We start from the raw sequence: 22,594 nt of genomic DNA, 5'->3' as shown, positions 1-22,594 counted from the left end.
TCTCATATATGATTCGCCCATGTCATCGACCTTCAGCCTGCCCGCCTCGCGTACCGAAGTGGTGCTCGAGGAGATCCGCCGCGGCATCCTCACCCGTGAGTTGAAGCCGGGGCAGCCGCTGGTCGAAGCCGAACTGGCGGCCCGGCTCGGGGTGTCGAAGACGCCGGTCCGCGAGGCGCTCAAGGTGCTGTCGAACTCGGGGCTGGTCACTTTCAGCCCGTACAAGGGCGCGTCGGTGTGCGTGGTGGACGCCGAACTGGCGAAGTCGGTCTACGACGTCCGCATGGTGCTGGAGCCCGAGGCCGTGCGCCGGTCGGTGGAACGCCGCTCGCCGGAGCTGCTCGAAGACGCCGCCGAGGCGCTGAAGGAGTCGTCGGCGGCGATCTCGGACAAGGACCAGGCCGCGCTCAGCCTGCTCAACCGCCGGTTCCACCGCGCGCTCTACAGCGGTTGCGGCAATCCGCTGATGGTCTCGATGCTGGACGACCTCAGGGACCGGGCCGCGCTGATCAGCGTGGTCGGGTGGGAGGCGAACCCCAGCTGGCGCAAGGAATGGACCGAGCACAAGGCGGTGCTGGCGGCGGCGAAGAAGGGTGACGCGGAGGGGGCGGCCGAGCTGCTGCGCGCCCATATCGGCGACTTCCTGGACCGCGTCCTCGCGTCCATCGGGGAGTAGCCGTGCGCCTGTTGCTGATCGCCGACACCCATCTGCCGTCGCGTGCGAAAGCGTTGCCGGCCCAGGTCTGGCGCGAGGTCGAAGCGGCGGACGTCGTCGTCCATGCGGGTGACTGGGTCGAAGCCGCCCTGCTCGACGAACTCGAAGTCCGCAGCAAACGGCTGATCGGCGTTTACGGGAACAACGACGGCGAGGAGCTGCGGGAGCGGCTTCCCGAGGTCGCCAGAGCCGAACTCGACGGTGTCCGGCTGGCCGTCGTCCACGAGACCGGCGGCAAACAGGGGCGCGAGCGCCGCTGCGACGAACTCTTCCCGGACACGGACGTCCTCGTGTTCGGGCACAGCCACATCCCGTGGGACACGGTCACCCCGAACGGACTGCGGCTGCTGAATCCCGGTTCGCCGACGGACCGGCGCCGTCAGCCGTTCTGCACCTACCAGACCGCCGAGATCCGCGACGGCGAGTTGCGCGATGTCGCGCTGCATGAGCTGCCCTCGCGCCGCTGACGGGGTAGACAGGTAGCCATGGAACCGGCGCAGGCGTTGAGGGAGATCGCGTTCCGGCTGGAGCGCGCTGGCGAACCGACCTACCGGGTGCGGGCCTTCCGGCAGGCGGCCGCGGTGATCGCCAAGGTCGAACCGGATGAACTGCGCAAACGCGCCAAGGCGGGCACGCTGACCGCGTTGCCGAATATCGGCAAGGCGACCGCGGCCGTCGTCGAAGACGTGCTCGCCGGACGCCGTCCCGCGTACTTCGAGAAGATCGGCGAGCCGAAGCTGCCCGACGGCGGGCCGATGCGGGCCGCGCTGCGCGGCGACTGCCACACCCATTCGGATTGGTCCGACGGCGGGAGCCCGATCGAGGAGATGGCCGAGGCCGCCCGCGCGCTCGGCCACGAATGGATGGTGCTGACCGACCACTCGCCGCGGCTCACCGTCGCCAACGGTCTTTCGCCCGAGCGGCTGCGGCGGCAGATGGACGTCGTCGCGGAACTGAACGAGACGATGTCGCCGTTCCGGATCCTGCACGGCATCGAGGTCGACATCCATCTCGACGGCACGCTGGACCAGGAGGAAGAGTTGCTGGCGCGGCTGGACTTCGTCGTCGCGAGCGTGCATTCGAAACTGCGGATGCCGGCCAAGGAGATGACCCCGCGGATGATCGCCGCCGTGCAGAATCCGCACGTCCGGGTGCTGGGGCACTGCACCGGACGACTGGTGATGGGCGGCCGGGGAAAGCGGCCCGAGTCGGAGTTCGACGCGGAAGCGGTGTTCACCGCCTGCCGGGACAACGACGTCGCCGTCGAGATCAACTCCCGTCCCGAACGCCGGGACCCGCCGACCCGGTTGCTGAACCTGGCGGTGGATCTGGGCTGCGACTTCGCGATCGACAGCGACGCGCACGCGCCGGGGCAGCTGGACTGGCTCGTCTACGGCTGCGCGCGGGCCAACGAGCTGGGGATCGAGCCGGACCGGGTGATCAACACGCGGACCGCTGAGGACTTGCTCGCCTCGTGAGTGGTGATGACGACCAAAACCGTCATTACCACTCACGAGACGTTTCGCTAGTCGATCTCGTACGGGTCCCCGTACACCGCCCACTTCAGCGGGGTGTGCAGGTCGAGGTTGCCGTCGTTGAGCCACACCAGCTGCGCGGTGTCGATCCGCGAGGTGTCCGCGTGCGCCTCTTCCTGCTTCATGACCACGCGCCGCGCGTCGAGGAACGCCTTGAGATACGCGGTCTCGTCACCGCCCTGCGCGGGCGGCTTCGCCTGCTGGAGCGCGGCCAAGCGGATGCCGCCGAAGCTGTCCTGGCTGGTGCCCGGACCGTGCATCACGATGGCGTCGTAATAGATGAATTGTCCCAGTGCGCCCAGACCGTCCGATTTCGCCTGATTCACCGCCGGGTCGAAATAGACGCGATCGCGTTCGCTGTTCTGCGCCGCCTTGAAGTCCTCACGACCGGCGGCTTCCCGCCATGCGTTTTCGAAACCGCTGCCGAGGCCTTCGTGCGAATCGCTGCCGTCGACCTCGCGCAGGGCGGGGAGGTATTCCGCGAGCGGGTTGTCCGGAACCGAGTTCGTATAGCGCTCGACGAGTTCCAGCATGTCGCCGGTTCCCGAGCAGAACCCGATGATGCCGGCGGTGTACCCGCGTCCGTCACCGATGTCCTCGATGTAGGAGTACTGCGCTTTCCAGTCCAGGGAAGAGTTTTCCGCGCTGGAGACGATCTGCATCGCGATCTCCTTCTTCTCCGGCGAGGCGAGGTCGCCGCCGGAGGCGAAGATCGACGCTGTCGCCAGGGCGGGCTCGGCTGACGCCGGCGAGGAGAGTGCGACGGGGCCGGAAACGGCGAGGGCGAGAACGGAGACCGCGCCGAGAGCGCGGCGCATCGCGGGCCGCAGGGCGTTACTCATGAAAGGTGTCCCTTTCCACAGAGAATGGGCATTTTCTTCTCAGGTGTAACTGCGGCGTGCGCACACGATAACCACGGTTGACAGTTTCGGGCAAGGGGTGCGGTGAGGAAATCGCCGACCGAAGAGGCTGGCGCGGCAAGGCGGCGGTCCGTGAAGGCCTCCTTCCCTGCCTTGAGCGTCAGGCATCTTGCACGGTTTCGCGAGGGGGTCGTGAGTGGCGTTTCGTGTTCTAGCCCGAATCGCCACTTACGACCGGGGCCGAGTCGGTGGTTTCGCGTGGCTGGATGGATGGCGCGCGTGATCAGACGGAGGACACGTGTGACTGGATGGATGACACGCGGAAGCGGCAGGTTTCGTCGGGTGCTCTCCGTTCACTCACACCATTCCTCCGAAACCGCACCTGTAGCCCCGCGGCATCCAGAATCAGGCCTGCTCTACCTCGACTTTGCCGGGACCCTGACCCTCAAAGTAGGGAAGGAGGCCTTCACAGACCGGCTACAGGGTCGCGAAGCGCAGACCGGCGTCGCTCAACCTGTCGATCAGCGCCTGCCCCATCGCGGTCGCCGTGGTGACCTGCCCGGCCGTCTCCGGCAGCTCGTCCAGTGCCAGGCACAGGGCGGACTCGCCGAACATCTTCGCCGTCTCGCCGTAGCCCGGGTCGCCGCCGGACACCTCGGTCACGACACGTTCGCCGTCGCTCTCGGCGTGGAACCGCACGGAGAACCACGACCGCGCCCGACGGGCCTCGTCCGGGCCGCCGCCGGGTTTCAGCAGGTTCGACAGCGCCCGTCGCGCCGGTGGCACCTGAGCCGCCGCGAAGAGCAGGCCCATTCCGGCCGCGCCCGCGGCCACCACGGGAAGCCGTTTGATCGCCGCGAATTGCCGGTAGCCGAAATCGGGACCGTACGCGGGAAGCGCGGCGGCCGAGCGTTCGACGATCATCGGGTCGACGGTCGGCATCGGTACCGCCCAGAAACCGTCGGGATTGCGATGCGGTGCCCCGAGTGAGGCGCGCGCACGGCGGCCCGCCGGCCGTGGTTCGGCCGCGGCGCGGTCCCGCGCGGCGCGGATACTCGCGGGCAGCCGGGAAAACGCCGTCAGCGCCGAGAGGAACGTGCCGCCCGACGGCATCCCGCCCGCGCGCGCGTATCCGTCGATCCGGACCGGTTTTCCTTGCGGCAGCTGGGAAATCGTGTACAGGACGCCGAGGTCGTACGGAATCGAGTCGAAACCGCAGGCGTGCACCAGCCGGGCGCCGGTCTCGGTGGCCCTGGCGTGGTGGGCGAGGAACATCTTGTCGACGAACTCGGGCTCACCACACAGATCGATGTAGTCGGTCCCGGCTTCGGCGCACGCGGCGACCAGCGGCTCGCCATTGTGGACATAGGGGCCGACAGTGGTGGCGACGACCTTCGTGGACTCCGCCACCTCCCGGAGCGAGACCACGTCGGAGACGTCGGCGCGCAGCAGCGGTAACTCGGCGAATTCCTCGTTGACCGAGAACAGCTTTTCCCGCAACGCTTCCAACTTGCCGAGATCGCGCCCGGCCAGGGCAAGGCGCAGACCGGGCGGCGCGGCCTTGGCGAGATACTCCGCGGTCAGGCCACCGGTGAAGCCGGTCGCGCCGAACAGCACGACGTCGTGGTCACGTTCAGTCGGCATGAGGCCAAGGCTACCGCCGGTCAGCGCCGGTCGCCGGTGTAGACGACGGCGGCGCAGACGGCGTCGACGCCTGTGATCAGGTCGGCCATCGCACGGGGGAGTTCCCGGTGGGTGGCCTCGGCCCAGGTCCGCAGGCCGGCGCGGTCGAGTTGCGGTTCGCAGAGGTCGTCGAGACCGACGGTCCAGGCCAGCAGCGCCAGGCACACGGAATGCGGATCCGGCTGTTCGGTGCCGAGTACGGCGCCTCTGGCCTTGCTGCGCGCGGCGGTCGACATCAACAGATCCCGCGGCGGGTACCGGTGGATCTTCCGCATCAGCACCCGCTCGGTCTCGCGGGTGACCACTCCCGCGGCGAGAAGGGTGCCCGCGACCGTTTCCCCGAGATCCTGGCGGAGGTGGTCGACCCATTCCCGCACGGTGTGCGGTTCCCGCTCGCCGCGGATTTCCGAGAACACCCGATCCAGCGCGGGATGGGCGAGGCCGCGGCGGGACAGCGGCCGGATTCGCTTGCCTTCCACGGTGATCCGCTCGGCGAGCAGGAGATCGCAGAGCGCGGAACCGGCCATTCCGATGCCGAGCCCGGTGCGGCGGAGCGCGGGTTTTCCGGTGAACTCGTCGTGGGCGAGGAAGAACAGGGAATCGACCAAAGTCAGCCGACGCATGAATGGCATGCCCTCCGGCGTCGTAGTGCGGACGGCCAAGGTAGCGGTAGCCGCCCGGCCGTCGCGACCCGAGGTCCGTTTTTAGCCTGAACGGACGTACCTCGCCGGGTTCCCCGCCCCTAAGGTGGGATGGCTCTCGCAAGATCAAGAACGCGGATCGACGCGTTCGCCGCCAAACCGACGTCCGGGGGGACGGGTTCATGGGTACGCAAAGACCGCGGCGCGGTCTCGGTCGGCGACGGCTCGGAGCCGCACAGATCGTCTTCTTCGTGGTGGCCGCGGCGGGACCGCTGTTCGCCATCGCGGGCGGCGTCCCGACGAACTTCGCGGTCACCGGCAATGTCGGCGTGCCGCTGTCGTTCCTGCTGCTGGCCCCGATCCTGGCCCTGTTCGCGGTCGGTTACGCGGCGATGAGCCGCTACATCACCAACGCCGGCGCCTTCTATCCCTACGTCGCCAACGGTGTCGGCAAATCCACCGGCGCCGGGATCGCGTTCGTGACGCTGATCACCTACAACGCCATCCAGATCTGCATCTACGGCCTCTTCGGCTGGTCGGTGTCGACCTGGCTGGGGACACTCACCGGTTCACCGCCGCCGTGGTGGCTGTGCGCGCTGGTGATGGTGGTGATCGTCGGCGCGCTCGGCGTGCTGCGGGTCGACCTCAACGCCAAGGTGCTCGGGGTGGCACTGTGCCTGGAGGTCGCCGTCCTCACGATCGTCGACGTCACGCTGTTCGCGAATCCGGCCGGTGGCAGCGTCTCCTGGGTGCCGCTCGAACCGGCGAGCCTGTTCACCACGGGGGTCGGGGCGGTGTTCGCGTTCTCCGCCGCCGCGTTCATCGGCTTCGAAGGCGCGGCGACCTACGGCGAGGAGACGCGCGAACCCAGCCGCACGGTCGGCAGGGCGACGTTCGCGGCGATCGGTCTCACGGCGGTGCTCTACGTCGTGTCGTCGCTCGCGCTTGCCGTGGGCGCCGGACCGGACGTCATCGTCACCACCGCGGCGGCGCAAGGGCCTGATCTGCTGTTCAATCTGGCGGGCGGGCATCTCGGTGACACGTTCTCCGACGTCGCCTACACACTCTTCGTGACCGGCCAGTGCGCTGCGCTGCTGAGTTTCCACAACGCCGTCGCGCGGTACTTCTTCGCGCTGGGCCGGGAAGGGCTGCTGCCGCGCTCGCTCGCCAAGACGAGCAAGCGGACCGGCGCGCCGGTGGCCGGTTCGTTCACGCAGACCGCGCTCGCCCTCGTGGTGGTGGCCGCGTTCGCGCTCGCCGAACGAGATCCGGTCACCGAACTGTTCACCTGGCTAGGCGCGACGGCGTCGACGGGTGTCGTGGTGATCATGATCGCCGTTTCGCTTTCGGTGATCGGCTTTTTCAAACGGCGCCGCGGCGCCGAAAACGCCTGGCGCCGCTGGATCGCACCTGGGCTGGCGATTCTGGCGCTGTCGGCGGTCCTCGCGTTGATCCTGCTCAACTTCGACCTGCTGCTCGGCCCGGCCGGGACGTTCCTGCTGCGCTGGGGACTGCCGGGACTCGTCGTCCTCGCGGCCTTGGCGGGTTTCCTGCGTGCGGAAGTGCTGCGGACGACCGATCCCGACACCTACGCCGGGATCGGCGGTCCGCTCGAAGACGGGGACGACGAACGCGAACCCGCCGGTCTGGCGCCTGGGCACAGTCCTAAATAGACACTGCGGCACGCTCCGTGACGGATCCCTCGTCGATTTGTCTATAAAGGACTGGTAAAGTAGCGGTCAGATGACGACGAACCGTGCCCCCGCCCCACGGCACCCTTCCGTCTTCTTTCTCTTGATCTTGCTGGTCTTCGCCTTCGTCACGCCGACCGTTCCGCCTGGGCACGCCGTCGCCGCGGCGGACGATCCGGTCGCCGTCTTCGCGACCCATCCGCTGCCCGCCTTCCATGGCGGTCAAGCCGTTCCCGTCGTCGACGTGCCCGCCGAGACGGCGACCGTCGACCTCTCCGCCGCCGGGCCCGCTCCCGAGCAGGGCGAATCCGTCGTCGTCACCCGCGCGCTGCCCCGTGCCGCCGCGCGGGCGCCTCCGCGCTGATCCGGCACTCATCCCGAATCAGCCACCATCGGAGGTCTCCATGAGTTCCGGTCATGCCCTGCTGGCCGTCGGCGGGGCGTTCCTCGCCGCCGGCGTGATCGCCAGAGCGGGCGCCCGCATCGGGCTGCCGACCATCCCCCTGTTCATGCTGGCCGGTTTCGTCTTCGGCCCCAACACCCCCGGACTGTCCCTTGTGGACGATCCGAGTGAGCTCGGTGTACTCGCCGGGCTCGGTCTCGTCTTCCTCCTGTTCTACCTCGGCCTCGAGTTCTCGCTCGACGACCTCGCCAAGGGCGGGCGCAAACTCGTCTGGTCCGGGCTGATCTACCTCATTCTCAACATCGGCGGCGGGCTCGCCTTCGGCTTCCTGCTGGGCTGGGGAACCAGGGAAGCGCTGGTCATCGCCGGTGCCATCGGTATCTCGTCGTCGGCGATCGTCACCAAGCTCCTGCTCGAATCGCGCCGGATGAACAACCCCGAATCCCGGCTGATCATGGGCATCATCGTGATCGAGGACCTGTTCCTGGCGCTGTATCTGGCGTTGCTGCAGCCGGTGTTGTCCGGAGCCGGGAGTTTCGGCTCGGCCATGGCCGACTTCGGCAAGGCCTTCGCCTTCCTGATCGTGATGGCCGCGCTCGCCCGCTGGGGTGGCCGCGTGGTGTCGAAACTGTTCGGCTCGGCCGACGACGAACTGCTGACCGTCTGCTTCGTCGGTGTCGCCGTCATGGGTGCCGCCGTCGCCGAGGAGGTCGGGGTGTCCGACGCCATCGGCGCGTTCATGGTCGGCATGATGCTCGGCGGCTCGAAGGTCGCGCCGCGGATCCACAAACTGGTGCTCCCGTTGCGCGACGCGTTCGGCGCGCTGTTCTTCTTCATCTTCGGGCTCAGCATCGACCCGAACGCGGTCGGCTCGGTGGCCGTGCCGGTGCTGATCGCGGTGGCGCTGACGATCGTGCTGAATCTGGGCGCGGGCGCGCTGGCCGCGCGGTTGCACGGGTTCGACCGCCAGGCCGGGGTCAACATCGGGCTGACCGTGCTCACCAGGGGCGAGTTCTCCCTGGTGCTCGCCGCGATGGCGACGGCGGCCGGACTGGACTCGCGGGTCGCGCCGTTCGTCGCGGGATACGTGCTGTTGCTGGCCGTGATCGGTCCAGTCGCGGTCATCCGCTCCGAGAAACTCACCTGGTTGCTACCGGCGAGTATTGTCCGGGGGACTTCGACCCGCGGAGGCCGCGAAGAGCCGGCCCGGGCGACGTGACGAGGAGGCCTGGGTGACGGAGCGGTTCGGCGGCTACCAGAACGAGATCTACCTGCAGGGGCTCGGCGGGACCTTCCCTCCGTGCTCCACCGACGCCACGAAACTGGAGGAGTCGGCGCGGGAGATCCTGGAGCCGAGGCCGTTCTGGTACGTGGCGGGCTCGGCCGGTTCGGGCGCCACCGCGCGCGCCAACCGGGAGGCGTTCGACCGCTGGCGGCTGGTGCCCCGGATGCTCACCGGCGCGACCGAACGCGATCTGTCCACGACCGTGCTGGGGACTCCGATGCCGGCGCCGGTGCTGCTGGCGCCGGTCGGCGTCCAGTCGATCGTGCACGAGGGTGCCGAACCGGCGGCCGCGCGGGCCGCGGCGTCGGTCGGCCTGCCCTACATCATGTCGACGGCGTCCTCGACCAGCATCGAGGACGTCGCCGAGGCGAGCGGGGAAGGGCCACGGTGGTTCCAGCTGTACCGGCCCACCGACAACGACGTCTGCGCGAGCATCCTGGCGCGGGCGAAGGCCGCGGGGTTCACCACGCTCGTGGTCACGCTCGACACCTGGACCCTCGCGTGGCGCCCGAACGACCTCGACCACGCGTATCTGCCGTTCATCAAGGGTGAGGGGCTCGGCGTCCCGCTCAGCGACCCGGTGTTCCGCGGCCTGCTGGAGAAGACGCCGGAGGAGGACCCGCCCACCGCGATCCTGCGCTGGATCTCGATGATCACCGGCACCGACAGCACCTGGGATCGGCTGCCGTTCCTGCGTGAGCACTGGGACGGTCCGATCGTGCTCAAGGGCGTCCAGCATCCCGACGACGCGCGCCGCGCGCTCGACGCCGGGATGGACGGGATCGTCGTGTCCAACCACGGCGGGCGCCAGGTCGACGGCGCCGTCGCTTCGCTCGACATGCTCCCCGAGGTCGTGAGCGCGGTCGGCGACCGGATCGAGGTCCTGTTCGACTCCGGCATCCGGACCGGCGCCGACATCGCCAAGGCGCTCGCGCTCGGGGCGAAGGCCGTGCTGGTGGGACGGCCGTGGGTGTACGGCCTCGCGCACGCGGGGGAGGAAGGCGTCCGGCACGTGCTGCGGAGCCTGCTCGCCGACCTCGACCTGACCATGGGCCTGTCCGGGCACCGGACCCTGGCCGACCTCACGCCGGGTTCCCTCACCCGCTCCTGACCCCGCGTTTCGTCCTCTGAATGCGGTAGTTCGCGTTGCCAACTACCGCATCCAGAGGACGAAACGCGTGGGGTGGGTGGTGACGTGCGGGATATTCGGAGGCCCTGATCGTCACGCACGGCTATCCTGGTGCCGGTCATGGCTGCTCAACCTTCCCCGCTCGGCGCCCTGCGCGCTCGCCTGCCCGAACTGATGTCGCGCGACGAGCACCGCCTCCGGCGTCGGCTCGACGGTGCCCGGAAAGCGCGGAACGCCGAGTCGCTCGCCGCACAGATCGAGGCCGACATCGAGGCCGCCGAACTGCGGATCACCCGACGGCGCGACAACGTCCCGAAGATCACGTTCCCCGAAGAGCTGCCCGTCAGCCAGCGCAAGGACGAGATCGCCGACGCCATCCGCGAGAACCAGGTGGTGATCGTCGCGGGGGAGACCGGCTCCGGGAAGACGACCCAGCTGCCGAAGATCTGCCTCGAACTCGGTCGCGGCATCCGGGGCCAGATCGGGCATACGCAGCCGAGGCGGCTGGCCGCGCGCACGGTCGCCGACCGGATCGCCTCCGAGCTGAACACCGAACTCGGCGAGGCCGTCGGCTACAAGGTCCGGTTCACCGACCACTCCGGCCAGGACACCCTGGTCAAGCTGATGACCGACGGCATCCTGCTCGCCGAGATCCAGACCGACCGGATGCTGCGGCAGTACGACACGCTGATCATCGACGAGGCGCACGAGCGCAGCCTCAACATCGACTTCATCCTCGGCTACGTCAAACAGCTTCTGCCGCGCCGCCCCGATCTCAAGGTGATCATCACCTCGGCGACGATCGATCCGGAGCGGTTCTCCAAGCACTTCGACGATGCTCCGATCGTCGAGGTGTCCGGCCGGACGTATCCGGTCGAGGTCCGCTACCGGCCGATCATCGACCCCGACGATCCGGACGCCGACCAGGATCGGGATCAGACGCAGGCCATCTGCGACGCCGTCGACGAACTCCAGCACGAGGGGCCCGGCGACATCCTGGTCTTCCTCTCCGGCGAGCGCGAGATCCGCGACACCGCGGACGCACTGTCCAAACAAGACCTCCGCAACACCGAGATCCTCCCGCTGTACGCGCGGCTCTCGTCGTCGGACCAGCATCGGGTCTTCCAGCGCCACACCGGTCGCCGCGTCGTCCTCGCCACGAACGTCGCCGAGACGTCGCTGACCGTGCCGGGCATCAAGTACGTCATCGACCCCGGCACCGCGCGGATCTCGCGCTACAGCCATCGCACCAAGGTCCAGCGCCTGCCGATCGAGCCGGTCTCGCAGGCGTCGGCGAACCAGCGCAAGGGGCGCTGTGGTCGTACCTCCGACGGTATCTGCATCCGGCTGTACTCCGAAGACGATTTCGACGCCCGGCCCGAGTTCACCGATCCGGAGATCCTGCGGACCAACCTCGCGTCGGTCATCCTGCAGATGACCTCACTCGGCCTCGGCGACATCGCGGCGTTCCCCTTCGTGGAGCCGCCGGATCGCCGTCAGGTCACCGACGGTGTCCAGTTGCTGCAGGAACTCGGCGCCTTCGACATGTCGGACGGCAAGAAGCTCACCGAAACCGGCCGCAAGCTCGCCCTGCTCCCGGTCGACCCGCGGATGGCGCGGATGGTGCTGGAGGCCGCACGCAACGGCTGCGTCCGCGAAGTGATGATCATCGCCGCCGCACTGTCCATTCAGGACCCGCGTGAGCGCCCGGCGGAGAAGCAGCAGGCGGCGGACGAGCAGCACGCGCGGTTCGCCGACAAGACGTCCGACTTCCTGGCGTACCTGAACCTGTGGGAATACGTCAGCGAGCAGCAGAAGGCGTTGTCCACCAACCAGTTCCGCCGGTTGTGCCGCAACGAGTACCTGAACTACCTGCGCATCCGCGAGTGGCAGGACATCTTCAGCCAGCTGCGTCAGCTGGCGAAACCGCTCGGTATCACCCTCAACGCGGGCGGCGCGGCCGATCCGCAACGGGTGCACACGTCGCTGATCGCCGGGCTGCTGTCGCATGTCGGACTCAAGGATCCGGCCAAGGGCGACTACCTCGGCGCGCGCGGGGCGCGGTTCTCGGTGTTCCCGGGCTCGGCGCTGTTCAAGAAGCAGCCGCGGTTCGTGATGTCGGCCGAACTGGTCGAGACGTCGCGCCTGTGGGGCCGGGTCAACGCGCGGATCGAGCCGGAATGGGTCGAACCGCTCGCCGGGCACGTCGTGAAGCGGAACTACTCCGAGCCGCATTGGGAACGTAAGCAGGGCGCGGTGATGGCCCTGGAAAAGGTGACCCTGTACGGGGTCCCGCTGGTCGCCGACCGCCGCGTCAACTACGGCCGGATCGACCCGGAACTGAGCCGCGAGCTGTTCATCCGGCACGCGCTGGTGGAAGGCGACTGGGAGACCAGGCACAAGTTCTTCGCCGAGAACCGCGCGCTGCTGGAAGAGGTCGAGGACCTGGAGAACCGCGCGCGCCGCCGCGACATCCTGGTCGACGACGAGACCCTCTTCGAGTTCTACGACCAGCGCGTCCCGGCCGACGTCGTCTCGGCGCGGCATTTCGACAGCTGGTGGAAGAAGGCCCGCCACACCGAGCCCGACCTGTTGAGCTTCGAGAAGACGATGCTCATCAACGAGACCGCGGGCGGCGTGCGCGAGGCCGACTACCCCGACTTCTGGACTCAAGGCAGTCAGACCTTCAAGCTCACGTACCAGTTCGAACCGGGCGCGGACGCGGACGGCGTCACCGTGCACATCCCGCTGCCGGTGCTGAACCAGGTCACCGCGGACGGTTTCGACTGGCAGGTCCCCGGCCTGCGCGAAGAACTGGTGACCCAGCTGATCAAGTCGCTGCCCAAGGCGATCCGGCGCAACTTCGTACCGGCACCCGACCACGCGAAGCTAGTCCTGTCGCGGGTCGGCCCCGCCGACGGCCCGCTGCTGCACGCCGTCGCGGACGAACTGGAGGCGCTGCGCGGGGTGGTGATCCCCGACGACGCCTGGCAGCTGTCCGCGGTGCCGGAACACCTGAAGATGACGTTCCGCGTGGTGGACGTCCGCGGCAAGAAGGTGTCCGAGGGCAAGGACATCGAGGCGCTCAAACGAGACCTGAGCGGCCAGGTGCGCGCGACGATCTCCAAAGCCGCCGACAGCATCGAGCGCGAGGGGCTCACCACACCCGCGTTCGGCGAGCTGCCGAAGGTGTTCGCGAGTAAGCAGCGCGGCCACGACGTCAAGGCGTATCCGGCGCTGGTCGACGAAGGCGGCAGCGTCGCGGTGCGGCTGCTGGACACGCCGGGGCAGCAGGAACAGTCGATGTGGGCGGGCACGCGGCGGATGCTGCGGCTGAACCTGCCGTCGCCGATGAAGTTCATCACCCGCAACCTCGGCAATTCGTCGAAACTCGTGCTGAACCGCAATCCGCACGGCTCCGTGGCGGCGCTGCTCGAAGACTGTGTCGACTGCGCCGTGGACAAACTCGTGGCCGACAACGGCGGCCCGCGCTGGGACGAAGCCGGTTTCGCCGCGCTGCTGGAGAAGGTGCGCGCCGGGCTGAACCCCGGAGTGCTCGCCGTGCTCACCGACGTCGAGAAGATCCTGCGCGCGGCCAACGACGTCGAGACCCGGCTGGCGGACACCCGAGGCCCGGCCGACTCGCTCGCCGATATCCGGGCGCAGCTGGACGGCTTGGTGCACAAGGGTTTCGTGACCGAAACCGGGCAGGATAGGCTGAAGCACGTCGTCCGGTACCTGCGCGGGATCGAACGACGGCTGGAGAAACTCCCGACCGAGCCGACCCGCGACATCCAGCGCACCGGCGACATCGCGTGGCTCCGCAACGAGTACCAGGCGGCGCTCGCCGCGGTGCCGCCTGGGACGTCGTCACCCGCGCTGCGGGAGATCCGGTGGATGATCGAGGAACTGCGGGTCAGCTTCTTCGCCCAGACGCTCGGTACCGCGCACCCCGTCTCGCTGAAGCGCGTCATCAAGGCACTGGACGACGCCGCCTCCTGACCCGAGTTCTCCGCCCAATCACGCGTGTTCTCCATCTGATCACGCGTGTTCTCCGCTCAAGCGGAAAGCACGTGATTGAGTGGAGAACACACGTGATTGGGTGGAGAACTCACTTGGCGTCGGCGTAGGTGTCCACGGCGGCGATGTGCAGCGGGAACCGGACCGGGCAGGCGGCGCCGAACAGCATCCGCGCCGCCTCGGTCATGCTGTCCACAATGGACTGCGACACCTCGTCGGCGAACTCGGCCGGGGTGTGCACCAGTACCTCGTCGTGCTGGAAGAACACCAGATGGGCGGGGGAGGGGAGCTTGCCGCGCAGGGTGGCCAGCAGAACGGCGGTCATGTCCGCCGCGCTCGCCTGTACGACGAAGTTCCGGGTGAACCGGCCCCAGCCGCGCGACGCCTGACGTGCCTTGGTCTCGGCGGCCTCGTCCTCGGCGACACCGCCGGTCAGCGCGCGCCAGGCCTCCGACGGCGCAGGTGACGTCCGGCCGAGCCGGGAGCGGACGCGTTCGCCGCGCTCCCCTGCCTGCGCGGCACGCTCCACATAGGACACCGCGTCCGGGAACCTGGTCCGCAGCAAGGCCAGCAGCGGTCCCGCCTCGCCGGAGGTGCCGCCGTACATCGCCGAAAGCATCGCGATCTTCGCGCGGTCGCGGTCGGTCCTCTCGTCCCAGGCGGGCACCGGAACGCGGCGCACGCCGGAGAACATCGCCTCGGCGAGACTCGCGTACAGATCCGTGGCCGCGGCGACCTCGGCCAGTTTGCGGTCGCCGGACAACGCCGTCAGTACCCGCGGCTCCAGCTGGGCGGCGTCGGCGACCACCAGTTTCCAGCCGGGATCGGCGCGGACGCAGGTCCGCAGGATCTTCGGGATCTGCAGCGCGCCACCGCCCCGGCTCGCCCATCGTCCCGAGACGACCCCGCCGACGACGTAGTGCGGGCGGAACCGGCCGTCGTGCACCCACTCGTCGAGCCAGGCCCAGCCGTTGGCGGAATGCAGCCGCGCGAGTTCCTTGTACTCCAGCAGGGGTGGCACGGCCGGGTGGTCGATGTCGCGCAGCAGGTACTTCCTCGCCGAAGTGACCTCGATGCCCTCGCGGCCGAGCGCCCGGACGACGCTGGCCGGGGCGTCCGGGTTGACCGGGCGTCCGCCGAACGCGTCGCTGATCTTCGCCGCCAGCTCGACCAGCCGCTTCGGCCGGTGCCCGGCCGGGACGCGCGGACCGAGCTGGTCGGCGAGCAGTTCGAGGTGCAGGTCCGCCCGCCACGGCAGCCCGTCGGCCGACATCTCCGCGGCCGCCAGCGCGCTCGCCGACTCGGCCGCGAAGAGCAATCGAAGCCGCTCCGGATGTTCGGTGCGCGCGACCCGTTTCTCCTGCTCGGCCAGCACGAGACGGGCGGCGTCGACCACGGTGACGCCGGACGGCAGCCGGGGGCCGCGCGTCTCGAACAGGGTCGGCTGGTCGTCCTCGGCCCACAGCGGCGGCTCGTCGGCGGGCGCCTCCTGCCCGTTCGCCCTGGCCAGCGCCGCGCGCAGGCTCCGCGATTCTTGCGGCCGGCCTTCGTGCGCCAGCAATAGGCCCTCGACCAGCTCCAGGTCGTGACACCGCCGCACCCGGAGACCGGCCTTGATCAGGGCCGGGTAGGTCCGCTCGACCGACGGGAACACCCAACGGGGCGAGTGCTCCGCCTCCAGTCCGCGTACTTCGTCGACGAACCGTGCCAGGGTCAAGCCGCGGCGCGCCGGCTGTCCGGAGATCGAGATCGCGAAGTCGCCATCCTCCTCTTGACCTGCGATCGCCTGCACGTTGCCATTGTGCTAGTTCCTACCGACATTTCTGTCACGAGAGGGCTAGTGCGCCTGGACTAACGGTCGGCTACTGTCGAGTAGCAAACCCATACCGCCGGTACGCGAAGACGGCGGCATGGCGTCTCGCCGCAGCAGCAACGGAGGTGCCCGGATGAGAAACCCCACCGGCCTCGCCACCTTGGTGGCGGGCAAGGTGACCGAGACCGTGCGCAGCATCGACGTGATGCGCCAAGCGGGCCTGCTCCCGATCCCACGGGTCGACGAGGGGCTGCGTTCGCTGGTCATGGTGCGGAAGTGGGGTCCGTTCGCCGGGGCGAACATGATCGCCGCCCGCCGGGACCCGACCGCGACGGGCATCATCGACGAACTCGGCCCGCTGACCTTCAAGCAGCTCGACACCCAGTCGAACGCGCTGGCCAGGGCGTGGTCGGAACGCGGCCTCGGCCCGGGTTCGGTGATCGCCGCGCTGTGCCGGGACCACCGCGGTCTCGTGCTGACGATGCTCGCTTCGGGCAAACTCGGTGCCAAGCTGCTGCTGATGAACACCGGGTTCGCCAAACCACAGCTCGCGGACGTCGCGAAGCGCGAAGGCGTCACCGCGCTCGTGTACGACCAGGAGTTCACCGAACTGCTGGACGCGGTCGAGGGCGACGTCGACCACTACCTCGCGTGGGTCGACTCGGACGCCGAGCTTTCCGGGCACAAGATCCCGATCGTCACCGAGCTGGTCGCCAGCACCGACGACCGCCCGTGGCCGGCGCCCGCCAAACCGGGCGGTTTCATCCTCCTGACCAGCGGCACCACCGGGACGCCGAAGGGCGCCCCGCGACCGCACACCTCCGCGCTCGCCTCGGCGCAGTTCCTCGACCGCATCCCGCTCCGGACCGGCGAAGCGACCTACATGGGCGCGCCGCTGTTCCACGGCACCGGGTTGTCGCAGTTCATCCTGTCCTTCGCGCTCGGCTCGAAGGTCGTCATGCGGCGCAAGTTCGTGCCGGAGGAGACGCTGCGCGGGGTCGCGGAGAACCGCTGCACCACGCTGGTCCTCGTGCCGACGATGCTGCAGCGGATCGTCGACCTGCCCGAAGAGGTCCGCGCCAAGTACGACACCTCGTGCCTGCGGATCATCTTCGTGGCGGGCTCCGCGCTGTCCCCGGATCTCGGGAACCGCGCGACCGCCGCGTTCGGCGACGTCGTGCACAACCTCTACGGCTCGACCGAGGTCGCGGTCGCCACCGTCGCGACGCCCGAGGACTGGCGCAAGGCGCCGGGCACGGTCGGCCGCGCGCCGGTGGGCTGCAAGGTCGCGCTGTACGACGAGAAGGGCGGCAAGATCACCGAGCCGCACGTCACCGGCCGGGTGTTCGTCGGCAGCGGGCTGAGCTTCCAGGGCTACACCGACGGGCGGAACAAGGAGATCATCGACGGGTTGCTTTCCAGCGGCGACGTCGGCCATTTCGACGAGGACGGCTTGCTGTTCATCGACGGCCGTGACGACGAAATGATCGTCTCCGGCGGCGAGAACGTCTTCCCGATCGAGGTGGAGAACCTCCTGGTCGAGCGCGAAGACGTGATCGAGGCCGCGGTCGTCGGCGTCGACGATCCCGAGTTCGGGCAGCGGCTGAAGGCTTTCGTCGTGCGGGCCGAGAAGTCGGACCTGGACGTCGAGGGAGTGCGCGAGTACGTCAAGGCCAACCTCGCCCGGTACAAGGTGCCGCGCGACGTCGAGTTCCTCGACGAACTGCCGCGCAACGCGACCGGGAAGGTGTTGCGCAACAAGCTGCACTGACGGCTGCTCAGTACTCCCAGTCGATGCCGAAGACGCCGGGGCCGAAGTCGAGCGCGACGGCGTGGACGCCGTTGTTCTGATCGAGCTTCAGGTCCCGGCGGTCCTGCGGCGCGGATCCCCGTGCGACACCCGAGGGCCCGTGCGCGCTGTACTGCCAGCACTTGGCCGGAAGGGTGTCCGGATCGAACCGGACTTCCAGCAGGTACTCCCGCACGGGACGCCGGAACTCGCGGTAATGCGTGTTCCGGCATTCCGGATACGGCGGCCCGGGGTTGGTCAGGGAGTACTCGATCAGGTGAGTCTCGCCGCGGTCGATCGGCCGGTCGAAAAGCAGTTCGGCGACCGTGAGCCCGTGCTCGTCGTCGACTTCGGCGCGGCCGACGTGGCAGTTGCGCAGCGTGTTCAGCACCGGTGGGCCGGCGTCGGGGTCACCTTGGGCGTAGACCAGCAGCCAGCGGTCCTGTCCGTCCGCGCCCGCCTGGAACACCGCCCTGGCGGTCACCGCGCGTTGCCCGCCGTCCTCGGCGATCTCGCACAGGTCGTGCAGGCCGACCAGTTTCAGCTGATGGTGTTGTTCGAGCGCGTTGGGCGCGCCGACCTTCTCCAGCAGGACCTGGAGTGCTTCGAGCGGGAAGGTCAGCGGCTGGTCGGTGGTGGCGCGGCTCCGCCGTGACGACGCCCCGCGCGGCCGTGGCGGCGGGAGCAGACTGAGCAGTGAACCGGCGGGTACCGCCAGAACCTCTTCGAGTACCCGGACCGCGGAGAGTGAGCTCTGCCGTTCCGGTTGACGTTTGCCCGATTGCCAGTAGCTCAGCGCGGTCACGCTCACCGACGCGCCGCGCGCGAGGAGCCGGGCTTGGATACGGTCGAGGCTGAGCCCGCTCGTGGCGATGGCCGATCGCAAGGTCGCGGCGAATGCCGTAGGCGGCTGGTCGTCATCTTCCGTGATCGCGCTCCCCGCCACCATATGCCGCCCGACCGCCCCCGTCTGCCGTTTCCGACCCGGTTGATAACAACACGAATAACATTATCAGTCTGCGGTAACGCTCCAGTGGCGCTGTCTGCCTGGCGAAAACGACTTTCCGGACGAGCGACCTTAGTCCTAATGGCCTAGTACTGGTAACTGTGAATCATTGCCCGCCCACCACGGCACCGGCTTGCATGGCTCTCAGCAACGATCATCCTCCCGGGTGATCGCCCCTGGCGCGGCAGGAAGGGAACCAGTGAGCAAGTCCCGGAAGAACCTGAAGTCCCGAAAGACCCGGAGCGGCTTGATGGCGGGGGTCGCCCTCGCCGGGGTGACCGCGGCGGTCGCCACGTTCGGCGCGGGTGCGGCCCAGGCCGAGCAGCAGGGCGAGATCCGCGACGCGGGTGTGGCCAACGCCGTCGGCGGCAGCTACATCGTCGTGCTCAAGCCCACCGCGGTCGGCCAGGGCGTGGCCGCGGCGCGCGAGATCATCGCCAACGTCGCCGCCAAGGCGCAGGGCCTCACCGGTCAGTACGGCACCACGCTTTCCCGCACGTTCGGTTCGGCGCTGAACGGCTTCTCGATCAAGGCCGACGAGGCCGCCGCGAAGCGCCTCGCCGCCGACCCGCAGGTCGCCTACGTCGTCCAGAACAAGACGTTCAAGATCAGCGAGACCCAGGACAACCCGCCGTCGTGGGGCCTGGACCGCGTCGACCAGGCGGACCTGCCGCTCGACACCAAGTACACCTACCCGACGAAGGCCGACAACGTCACCGCCTACGTCATCGACACCGGTGTCCGCGGCTCGCACAAGGACTTCGGTGACCGCGCGACCGGTGGCAAGGACTTCGTCGACAACGACGACACCCCCAACGACGAGCACGGCCATGGCACGCACGTCGCCGGCACCATCGGCGGCACGGAGCACGGCCTGGCCAAGGGCGTGAAGATCGTCGGCGTCCGCGTGCTCGACGCCAACGGCAGCGGCACCACCGAGGGCGTCGTCGCTGGTGTCGACTGGGTCGCGGCGAACGCCAAGGGCCCGTCGGTCGCCAACATGAGCCTGGGCGGCGGCGCCGACGACGCCCTGGACGCGGCGGTCAAGGGTGCCATCGACAAGGGTGTGACCTTCGCGCTCGCGGCGGGCAACGAGTCCTCCGACGCCGGCACCACTTCGCCCGCTCGGGTGAAGGAGGCCATCACGGTGGCCGCCAGCGACAAGACCGACAAGCAGGCCAGCTTCTCGAACTACGGTTCGGTCGTCGACCTCTACGCCCCTGGTGTCGACATCACCTCTTCGTGGGGAACCGGTGACGACGCCACGAACACCATCAGTGGCACTTCGATGGCTTCGCCGCACGTCGCCGGTGCTGCCGCGCTTTACCTCTCGGCCCACCCTGACGCCACCCCGGCACAGGTCGCCGAAGGTCTGGTCGCCGCGGCCGCCGACGGCAAGATCAGCAACCCGACCGGTGGCACGGCGAACAAGCTGCTCCAGGTGAAGTAAGGCCCTCTCGACAGGCTGCCCCCGGCGAACCCCAGGCGCCGGGGGCAGCCACCTGTCCGAGGGTCCCCGAGACTTGTTACCAACGGGTAAGCTCCAGCCCATGGTCCTGCGGAAGAACATCCTGATCACCGGGGCGAGCTCCGGACTCGGCGAGGGAATGGCAAGGCAGTACGCCGCCAGAGGCCGCAATCTGGCGCTGGCCGCCCGCCGCCTCGACCGGCTCGACGCCCTCGCCGCGGAGCTCAAGAAGGCTTACCCGGGCATCACCGTGGTCACCCGGAAGCTGGACGTGAACGATCACGACCAGGTCTTCACCGTCTTCGAGGAGTTCCGCGAGGAGCTCGGCTCCCTCGACCGCGTGATCGTGAACGCGGGGCTCGGCAAGGGGCAGCCGATCGGCTCGGGCCGGTTCGACGCCAACCGCCAGACCCTGCAGACGAACTTCCTCGCCGCGGCCGCCCAGATCGAGGCCGCCGTCGGCATCTTCCGCAAGCAGAAGGACGGCCACCTCGTGGTCGTCTCCTCGTTCTCCGCGCTTCGCGCCTTCCCCGGAAACCTGACCGCGTACGCCGCTTCGAAGGCGGGCATCTGGGCTTTCGCCGAGGGCACCCGGATCGAGCTGATGAAGACGCCGATCAAGGTCACCACGTTGCTGCCCGGGTTCATCGAATCGGAGATGAACGAGGACATCTCGAAGGTCCCGCTCGGTACGAAGGCCGAACCCGGCGCGCAGGCGATGGTGAAGGCGATCGAATCCGAGGCGGCGAAGGCGTTCGTGCCGTCGTGGCCGTGGGGTGTGCTCGCGAGGGTCTTCCGGTTCATCCCCGCGTCGGTGCTGAAGAAGTTCGCATGACGCTGGCCCCCGACAAGACCGTCGAGGTGCGGGGCGAGGACTCGTTCGATCCCGCCGCGGTGCACGCCTGGCTGGCCGACCGGGTGTCAGAACTCGGCGATGCGCCACCCGAAGTCCGCCAGTTTCCGGGCGGTGCCTCGAATCTGACGTACCTGTTGAGCTATCCCGGCCGGGAGCTGATCCTGCGGCGCCCGCCCGCCGGGCACAAGGCCGCGTCCGCGCACGACATGCGCCGCGAGTTCCGGGTCCAGCGCGCGTTGCGGCCGGTCTTCCCTTACGTGCCCGAGGTGCTCGCCTTCTGCGACGACGAAACCGTGCTGGGCGGCGATTTCTACGTGATGGAGCGGCTGGAAGGCCTGATTTTGCGCGGAGATCTGCCCGCGGGACTCGAGCTGTCCCCGGATCAGGCAAGCGAACTGTGCGGCAAGGTCGTCGACAGGCTGGTCGAGTTGCACGCCGTCGACGTCGAGGCCGCCGGGCTGGCCGACCTCGGCAAGGGGGCGGGCTACGTCGAGCGTCAGGTGCGCGGCTGGTCCGAGCGGTTCCGCAAGGCGCGGACGGAGAACGTCCCCGACTGCGCCGAGGTGATGGCGTGGCTGGCCGGAAATCAGCCCGCCGAGGCCAAGATCTGCTTGATCCACAACGATTACCGGCTCGACAATCTGGTGCTCGACGACGATCTCGGCATCATCGGCGTCCTCGACTGGGAGATGGCGACCCTCGGCGATCCGCTGATGGAACTGGGCAGCACGCTCGCGTACTGGGTACAGGACGATGACGACGACGTCATGAAGCTCAGCCGCCGCCAGCCGACGCACGTGCCGGGGATGTACACGCGCGAGGAGTTCGTGCGGCGGTACGCGGAGCGGTCCGGTCTCGAGATCGGCGACTGGACGTTCTACGAGGTGTACGGCCTGTTCCGGCTCGCGGTGGTGATACAGCAGATCTACTTCCGCTTCCACCAGGGACAGACGGACAACCCGGCCTTCAAGGATCTGTGGCAGTTCGTCGGCTACCTCGACGGGCGCTGCCGCCGGATCATCGCGAAGGGAGCCGCGTAGATGGGTGCGATCTACCTGGTCCGCCACGGTCAGGCGTCCTTCGGTGCGGAGAACTACGACCAGCTCTCGCCGCGCGGATTCGAACAGTCCACTGTGGTCGGTGCGGAACTGTTGCGGCGCGGCGTCGAGTTCACCCAGGCGCGCTCCGGATCCCTGGCCCGCCAACGGGACACGGCCGCGACGGCGTTGAAGGTGCTCCATTCCGGGATCGCCGTCGTCGAGGACGAGCGCTGGAACGAGTACGACCACGTCGACATCGCGAAGTACCACGCCGCCGGGGTGCGGCAGACCGATTCACGGGCCTATCAGGCCGCTTTGGACGGTGCGTTGAACGCGTGGGTCGAGGCGGGGGAGACCAGCCCGTGCGCCGAAACCTGGCCCGCCTTCCTGGCGCGCGTCAAGGGCGCGCTGGCCGATGTCGTGGCGTCACTGGGCAAGGGTGAGCACGCCGTCGTCTTCAGCTCCGGCGGGGTCATCGCCACGGTCTGCGGCGCGCTCCTGGGCACCCCCGAGGCCGGGCTGCTGAAACTGAACCGGGTCACCGTGAACGCCGGCATCACCAAACTGGTGTCCGGTCGTGGCGGAGTGACCATGCTGTCGTTCAACGAACACCCGCATTTCGAGGCGGAAGCCGCGGAACTGCTCACCTACCGCTAGGGA

At 68.7% G+C, this 22,594-nt stretch carries 18 protein-coding genes; 13 read left to right on the top strand and 5 right to left on the bottom strand.

Annotated features, from left to right (window positions below; all coding sequences use genetic code 11):
• Window positions 1–19: 19 nt before the first annotated feature.
• Genes ACZ7KI_RS32720 through ACZ7KI_RS32710 form a run of 3 tightly spaced genes read left to right on the top strand, consistent with a single transcriptional unit; the run spans window position 20 to window position 2,193 of the window.
• The gene (locus tag ACZ7KI_RS32720; RefSeq protein WP_470276899.1) at window positions 20–676 is read left to right on the top strand and encodes a GntR family transcriptional regulator; all 657 of its coding nucleotides are present in this window, start codon (window positions 20–22) and stop codon (window positions 674–676) included.
• A gap of 2 nt (window positions 677–678) precedes the next feature.
• Window positions 679–1,182 carry a metallophosphoesterase family protein gene (locus tag ACZ7KI_RS32715; RefSeq protein ID WP_470276898.1) on the top strand — a complete coding sequence of 168 codons (504 nt, stop codon included), beginning with the start codon at window positions 679–681 and terminating at the stop codon, window positions 1,180–1,182.
• An 18-nt stretch (window positions 1,183–1,200) separates the two neighbouring features.
• Window positions 1,201–2,193, top strand: a complete 993-nt coding sequence (locus ACZ7KI_RS32710; RefSeq protein WP_470276897.1) for a PHP domain-containing protein — start codon at window positions 1,201–1,203, stop codon at window positions 2,191–2,193.
• 47 nt (window positions 2,194–2,240) lie between these two features.
• Here the strand turns inward: ACZ7KI_RS32710 and ACZ7KI_RS32705 are convergent, their stop codons facing one another.
• The 3 genes from ACZ7KI_RS32705 to ACZ7KI_RS32695 form a co-directional block, all read right to left on the bottom strand.
• Window positions 2,241–3,092: a chitosanase gene (locus ACZ7KI_RS32705; protein WP_470276896.1), complete on the bottom strand. Its 852-nt coding sequence runs from the start codon at window positions 3,090–3,092 to the stop codon at window positions 2,241–2,243.
• 495 nt (window positions 3,093–3,587) lie between these two features.
• Window positions 3,588–4,754 carry a saccharopine dehydrogenase family protein gene (locus ACZ7KI_RS32700; protein ID WP_470276895.1) on the bottom strand — a complete coding sequence of 389 codons (1,167 nt, stop codon included), beginning with the start codon at window positions 4,752–4,754 and terminating at the stop codon, window positions 3,588–3,590.
• 20 nt (window positions 4,755–4,774) lie between these two features.
• Entirely contained in the window at window positions 4,775–5,425 is a 651-nt protein-coding gene (locus tag ACZ7KI_RS32695) for a GOLPH3/VPS74 family protein (protein ID WP_470276894.1), read from the bottom strand.
• A gap of 191 nt (window positions 5,426–5,616) precedes the next feature.
• Here ACZ7KI_RS32695 and ACZ7KI_RS32690 point away from each other — a divergent pair, with 191 nt between their 5' ends.
• The 5 genes from ACZ7KI_RS32690 to hrpA all read left to right on the top strand — a co-directional run bounded on the left by ACZ7KI_RS32690 (window position 5,617) and on the right by hrpA (window position 13,944).
• The gene (locus tag ACZ7KI_RS32690) at window positions 5,617–7,107 is read left to right on the top strand and encodes an APC family permease (protein ID WP_470276893.1); all 1,491 of its coding nucleotides are present in this window, start codon (window positions 5,617–5,619) and stop codon (window positions 7,105–7,107) included.
• A 70-nt stretch (window positions 7,108–7,177) separates the two neighbouring features.
• The gene (locus tag ACZ7KI_RS32685) at window positions 7,178–7,489 is read left to right on the top strand and encodes a hypothetical protein (protein WP_470276892.1); all 312 of its coding nucleotides are present in this window, start codon (window positions 7,178–7,180) and stop codon (window positions 7,487–7,489) included.
• Between the two features lie 40 nt (window positions 7,490–7,529).
• A complete protein-coding gene (locus ACZ7KI_RS32680) occupies window positions 7,530–8,747 on the top strand; it encodes a cation:proton antiporter (protein WP_470276891.1) in 1,218 nt (405 codons plus the stop codon).
• Between the two features lie 13 nt (window positions 8,748–8,760).
• Window positions 8,761–9,924: a lactate 2-monooxygenase gene (locus ACZ7KI_RS32675; RefSeq protein WP_470276890.1), complete on the top strand. Its 1,164-nt coding sequence runs from the start codon at window positions 8,761–8,763 to the stop codon at window positions 9,922–9,924.
• Between the two features lie 138 nt (window positions 9,925–10,062).
• Complete coding sequence (gene hrpA / locus ACZ7KI_RS32670; protein ID WP_470276889.1) at window positions 10,063–13,944, top strand: ATP-dependent RNA helicase HrpA; 3,882 nt, start codon at window positions 10,063–10,065, stop codon at window positions 13,942–13,944.
• 109 nt (window positions 13,945–14,053) lie between these two features.
• Here the strand turns inward: hrpA and ACZ7KI_RS32665 are convergent, their stop codons facing one another.
• The gene (locus tag ACZ7KI_RS32665; RefSeq protein WP_470276888.1) at window positions 14,054–15,754 is read right to left on the bottom strand and encodes a bifunctional 3'-5' exonuclease/DNA polymerase; all 1,701 of its coding nucleotides are present in this window, start codon (window positions 15,752–15,754) and stop codon (window positions 14,054–14,056) included.
• Between the two features lie 154 nt (window positions 15,755–15,908).
• On the opposite strand from ACZ7KI_RS32665, the gene ACZ7KI_RS32660 reads away from it, so the two are divergent.
• Complete coding sequence (locus tag ACZ7KI_RS32660) at window positions 15,909–17,546, top strand: acyl-CoA synthetase (protein ID WP_470276887.1); 1,638 nt, start codon at window positions 15,909–15,911, stop codon at window positions 17,544–17,546.
• A 7-nt stretch (window positions 17,547–17,553) separates the two neighbouring features.
• On the opposite strand, the gene ACZ7KI_RS32655 is transcribed toward ACZ7KI_RS32660, so the two are convergent.
• A complete protein-coding gene (locus ACZ7KI_RS32655; RefSeq protein ID WP_470276886.1) occupies window positions 17,554–18,513 on the bottom strand; it encodes a hypothetical protein in 960 nt (319 codons plus the stop codon).
• A 256-nt stretch (window positions 18,514–18,769) separates the two neighbouring features.
• Here ACZ7KI_RS32655 and ACZ7KI_RS32650 point away from each other — a divergent pair, with 256 nt between their 5' ends.
• The 4 genes from ACZ7KI_RS32650 to ACZ7KI_RS32635 all read left to right on the top strand — a co-directional run bounded on the left by ACZ7KI_RS32650 (window position 18,770) and on the right by ACZ7KI_RS32635 (window position 22,591).
• The gene (locus tag ACZ7KI_RS32650; RefSeq protein ID WP_470276885.1) at window positions 18,770–20,020 is read left to right on the top strand and encodes a S8 family peptidase; all 1,251 of its coding nucleotides are present in this window, start codon (window positions 18,770–18,772) and stop codon (window positions 20,018–20,020) included.
• Window positions 20,021–20,120: 100 nt separating this feature from the next.
• On the top strand, window positions 20,121–20,873 hold the full coding sequence (locus tag ACZ7KI_RS32645) for an SDR family oxidoreductase (RefSeq protein WP_470276884.1): 753 nt from the start codon (window positions 20,121–20,123) through the stop codon (window positions 20,871–20,873).
• Window positions 20,870–21,934: a phosphotransferase family protein gene (locus ACZ7KI_RS32640; protein ID WP_470276883.1), complete on the top strand. Its 1,065-nt coding sequence runs from the start codon at window positions 20,870–20,872 to the stop codon at window positions 21,932–21,934. The genes ACZ7KI_RS32645 and ACZ7KI_RS32640 overlap by 4 nt, the downstream gene beginning before the upstream one ends.
• Entirely contained in the window at window positions 21,935–22,591 is a 657-nt protein-coding gene (locus tag ACZ7KI_RS32635) for a histidine phosphatase family protein (RefSeq protein ID WP_470276882.1), read from the top strand.
• Window positions 22,592–22,594: the final 3 nt, after the last annotated feature.

Source organism: Amycolatopsis sp. NPDC039088 (assembly GCF_055598845.1).
The sequence above is the reverse complement of the archived record's forward strand: the minus strand, read 5'-3'. Positions and strand labels throughout refer to the sequence as shown.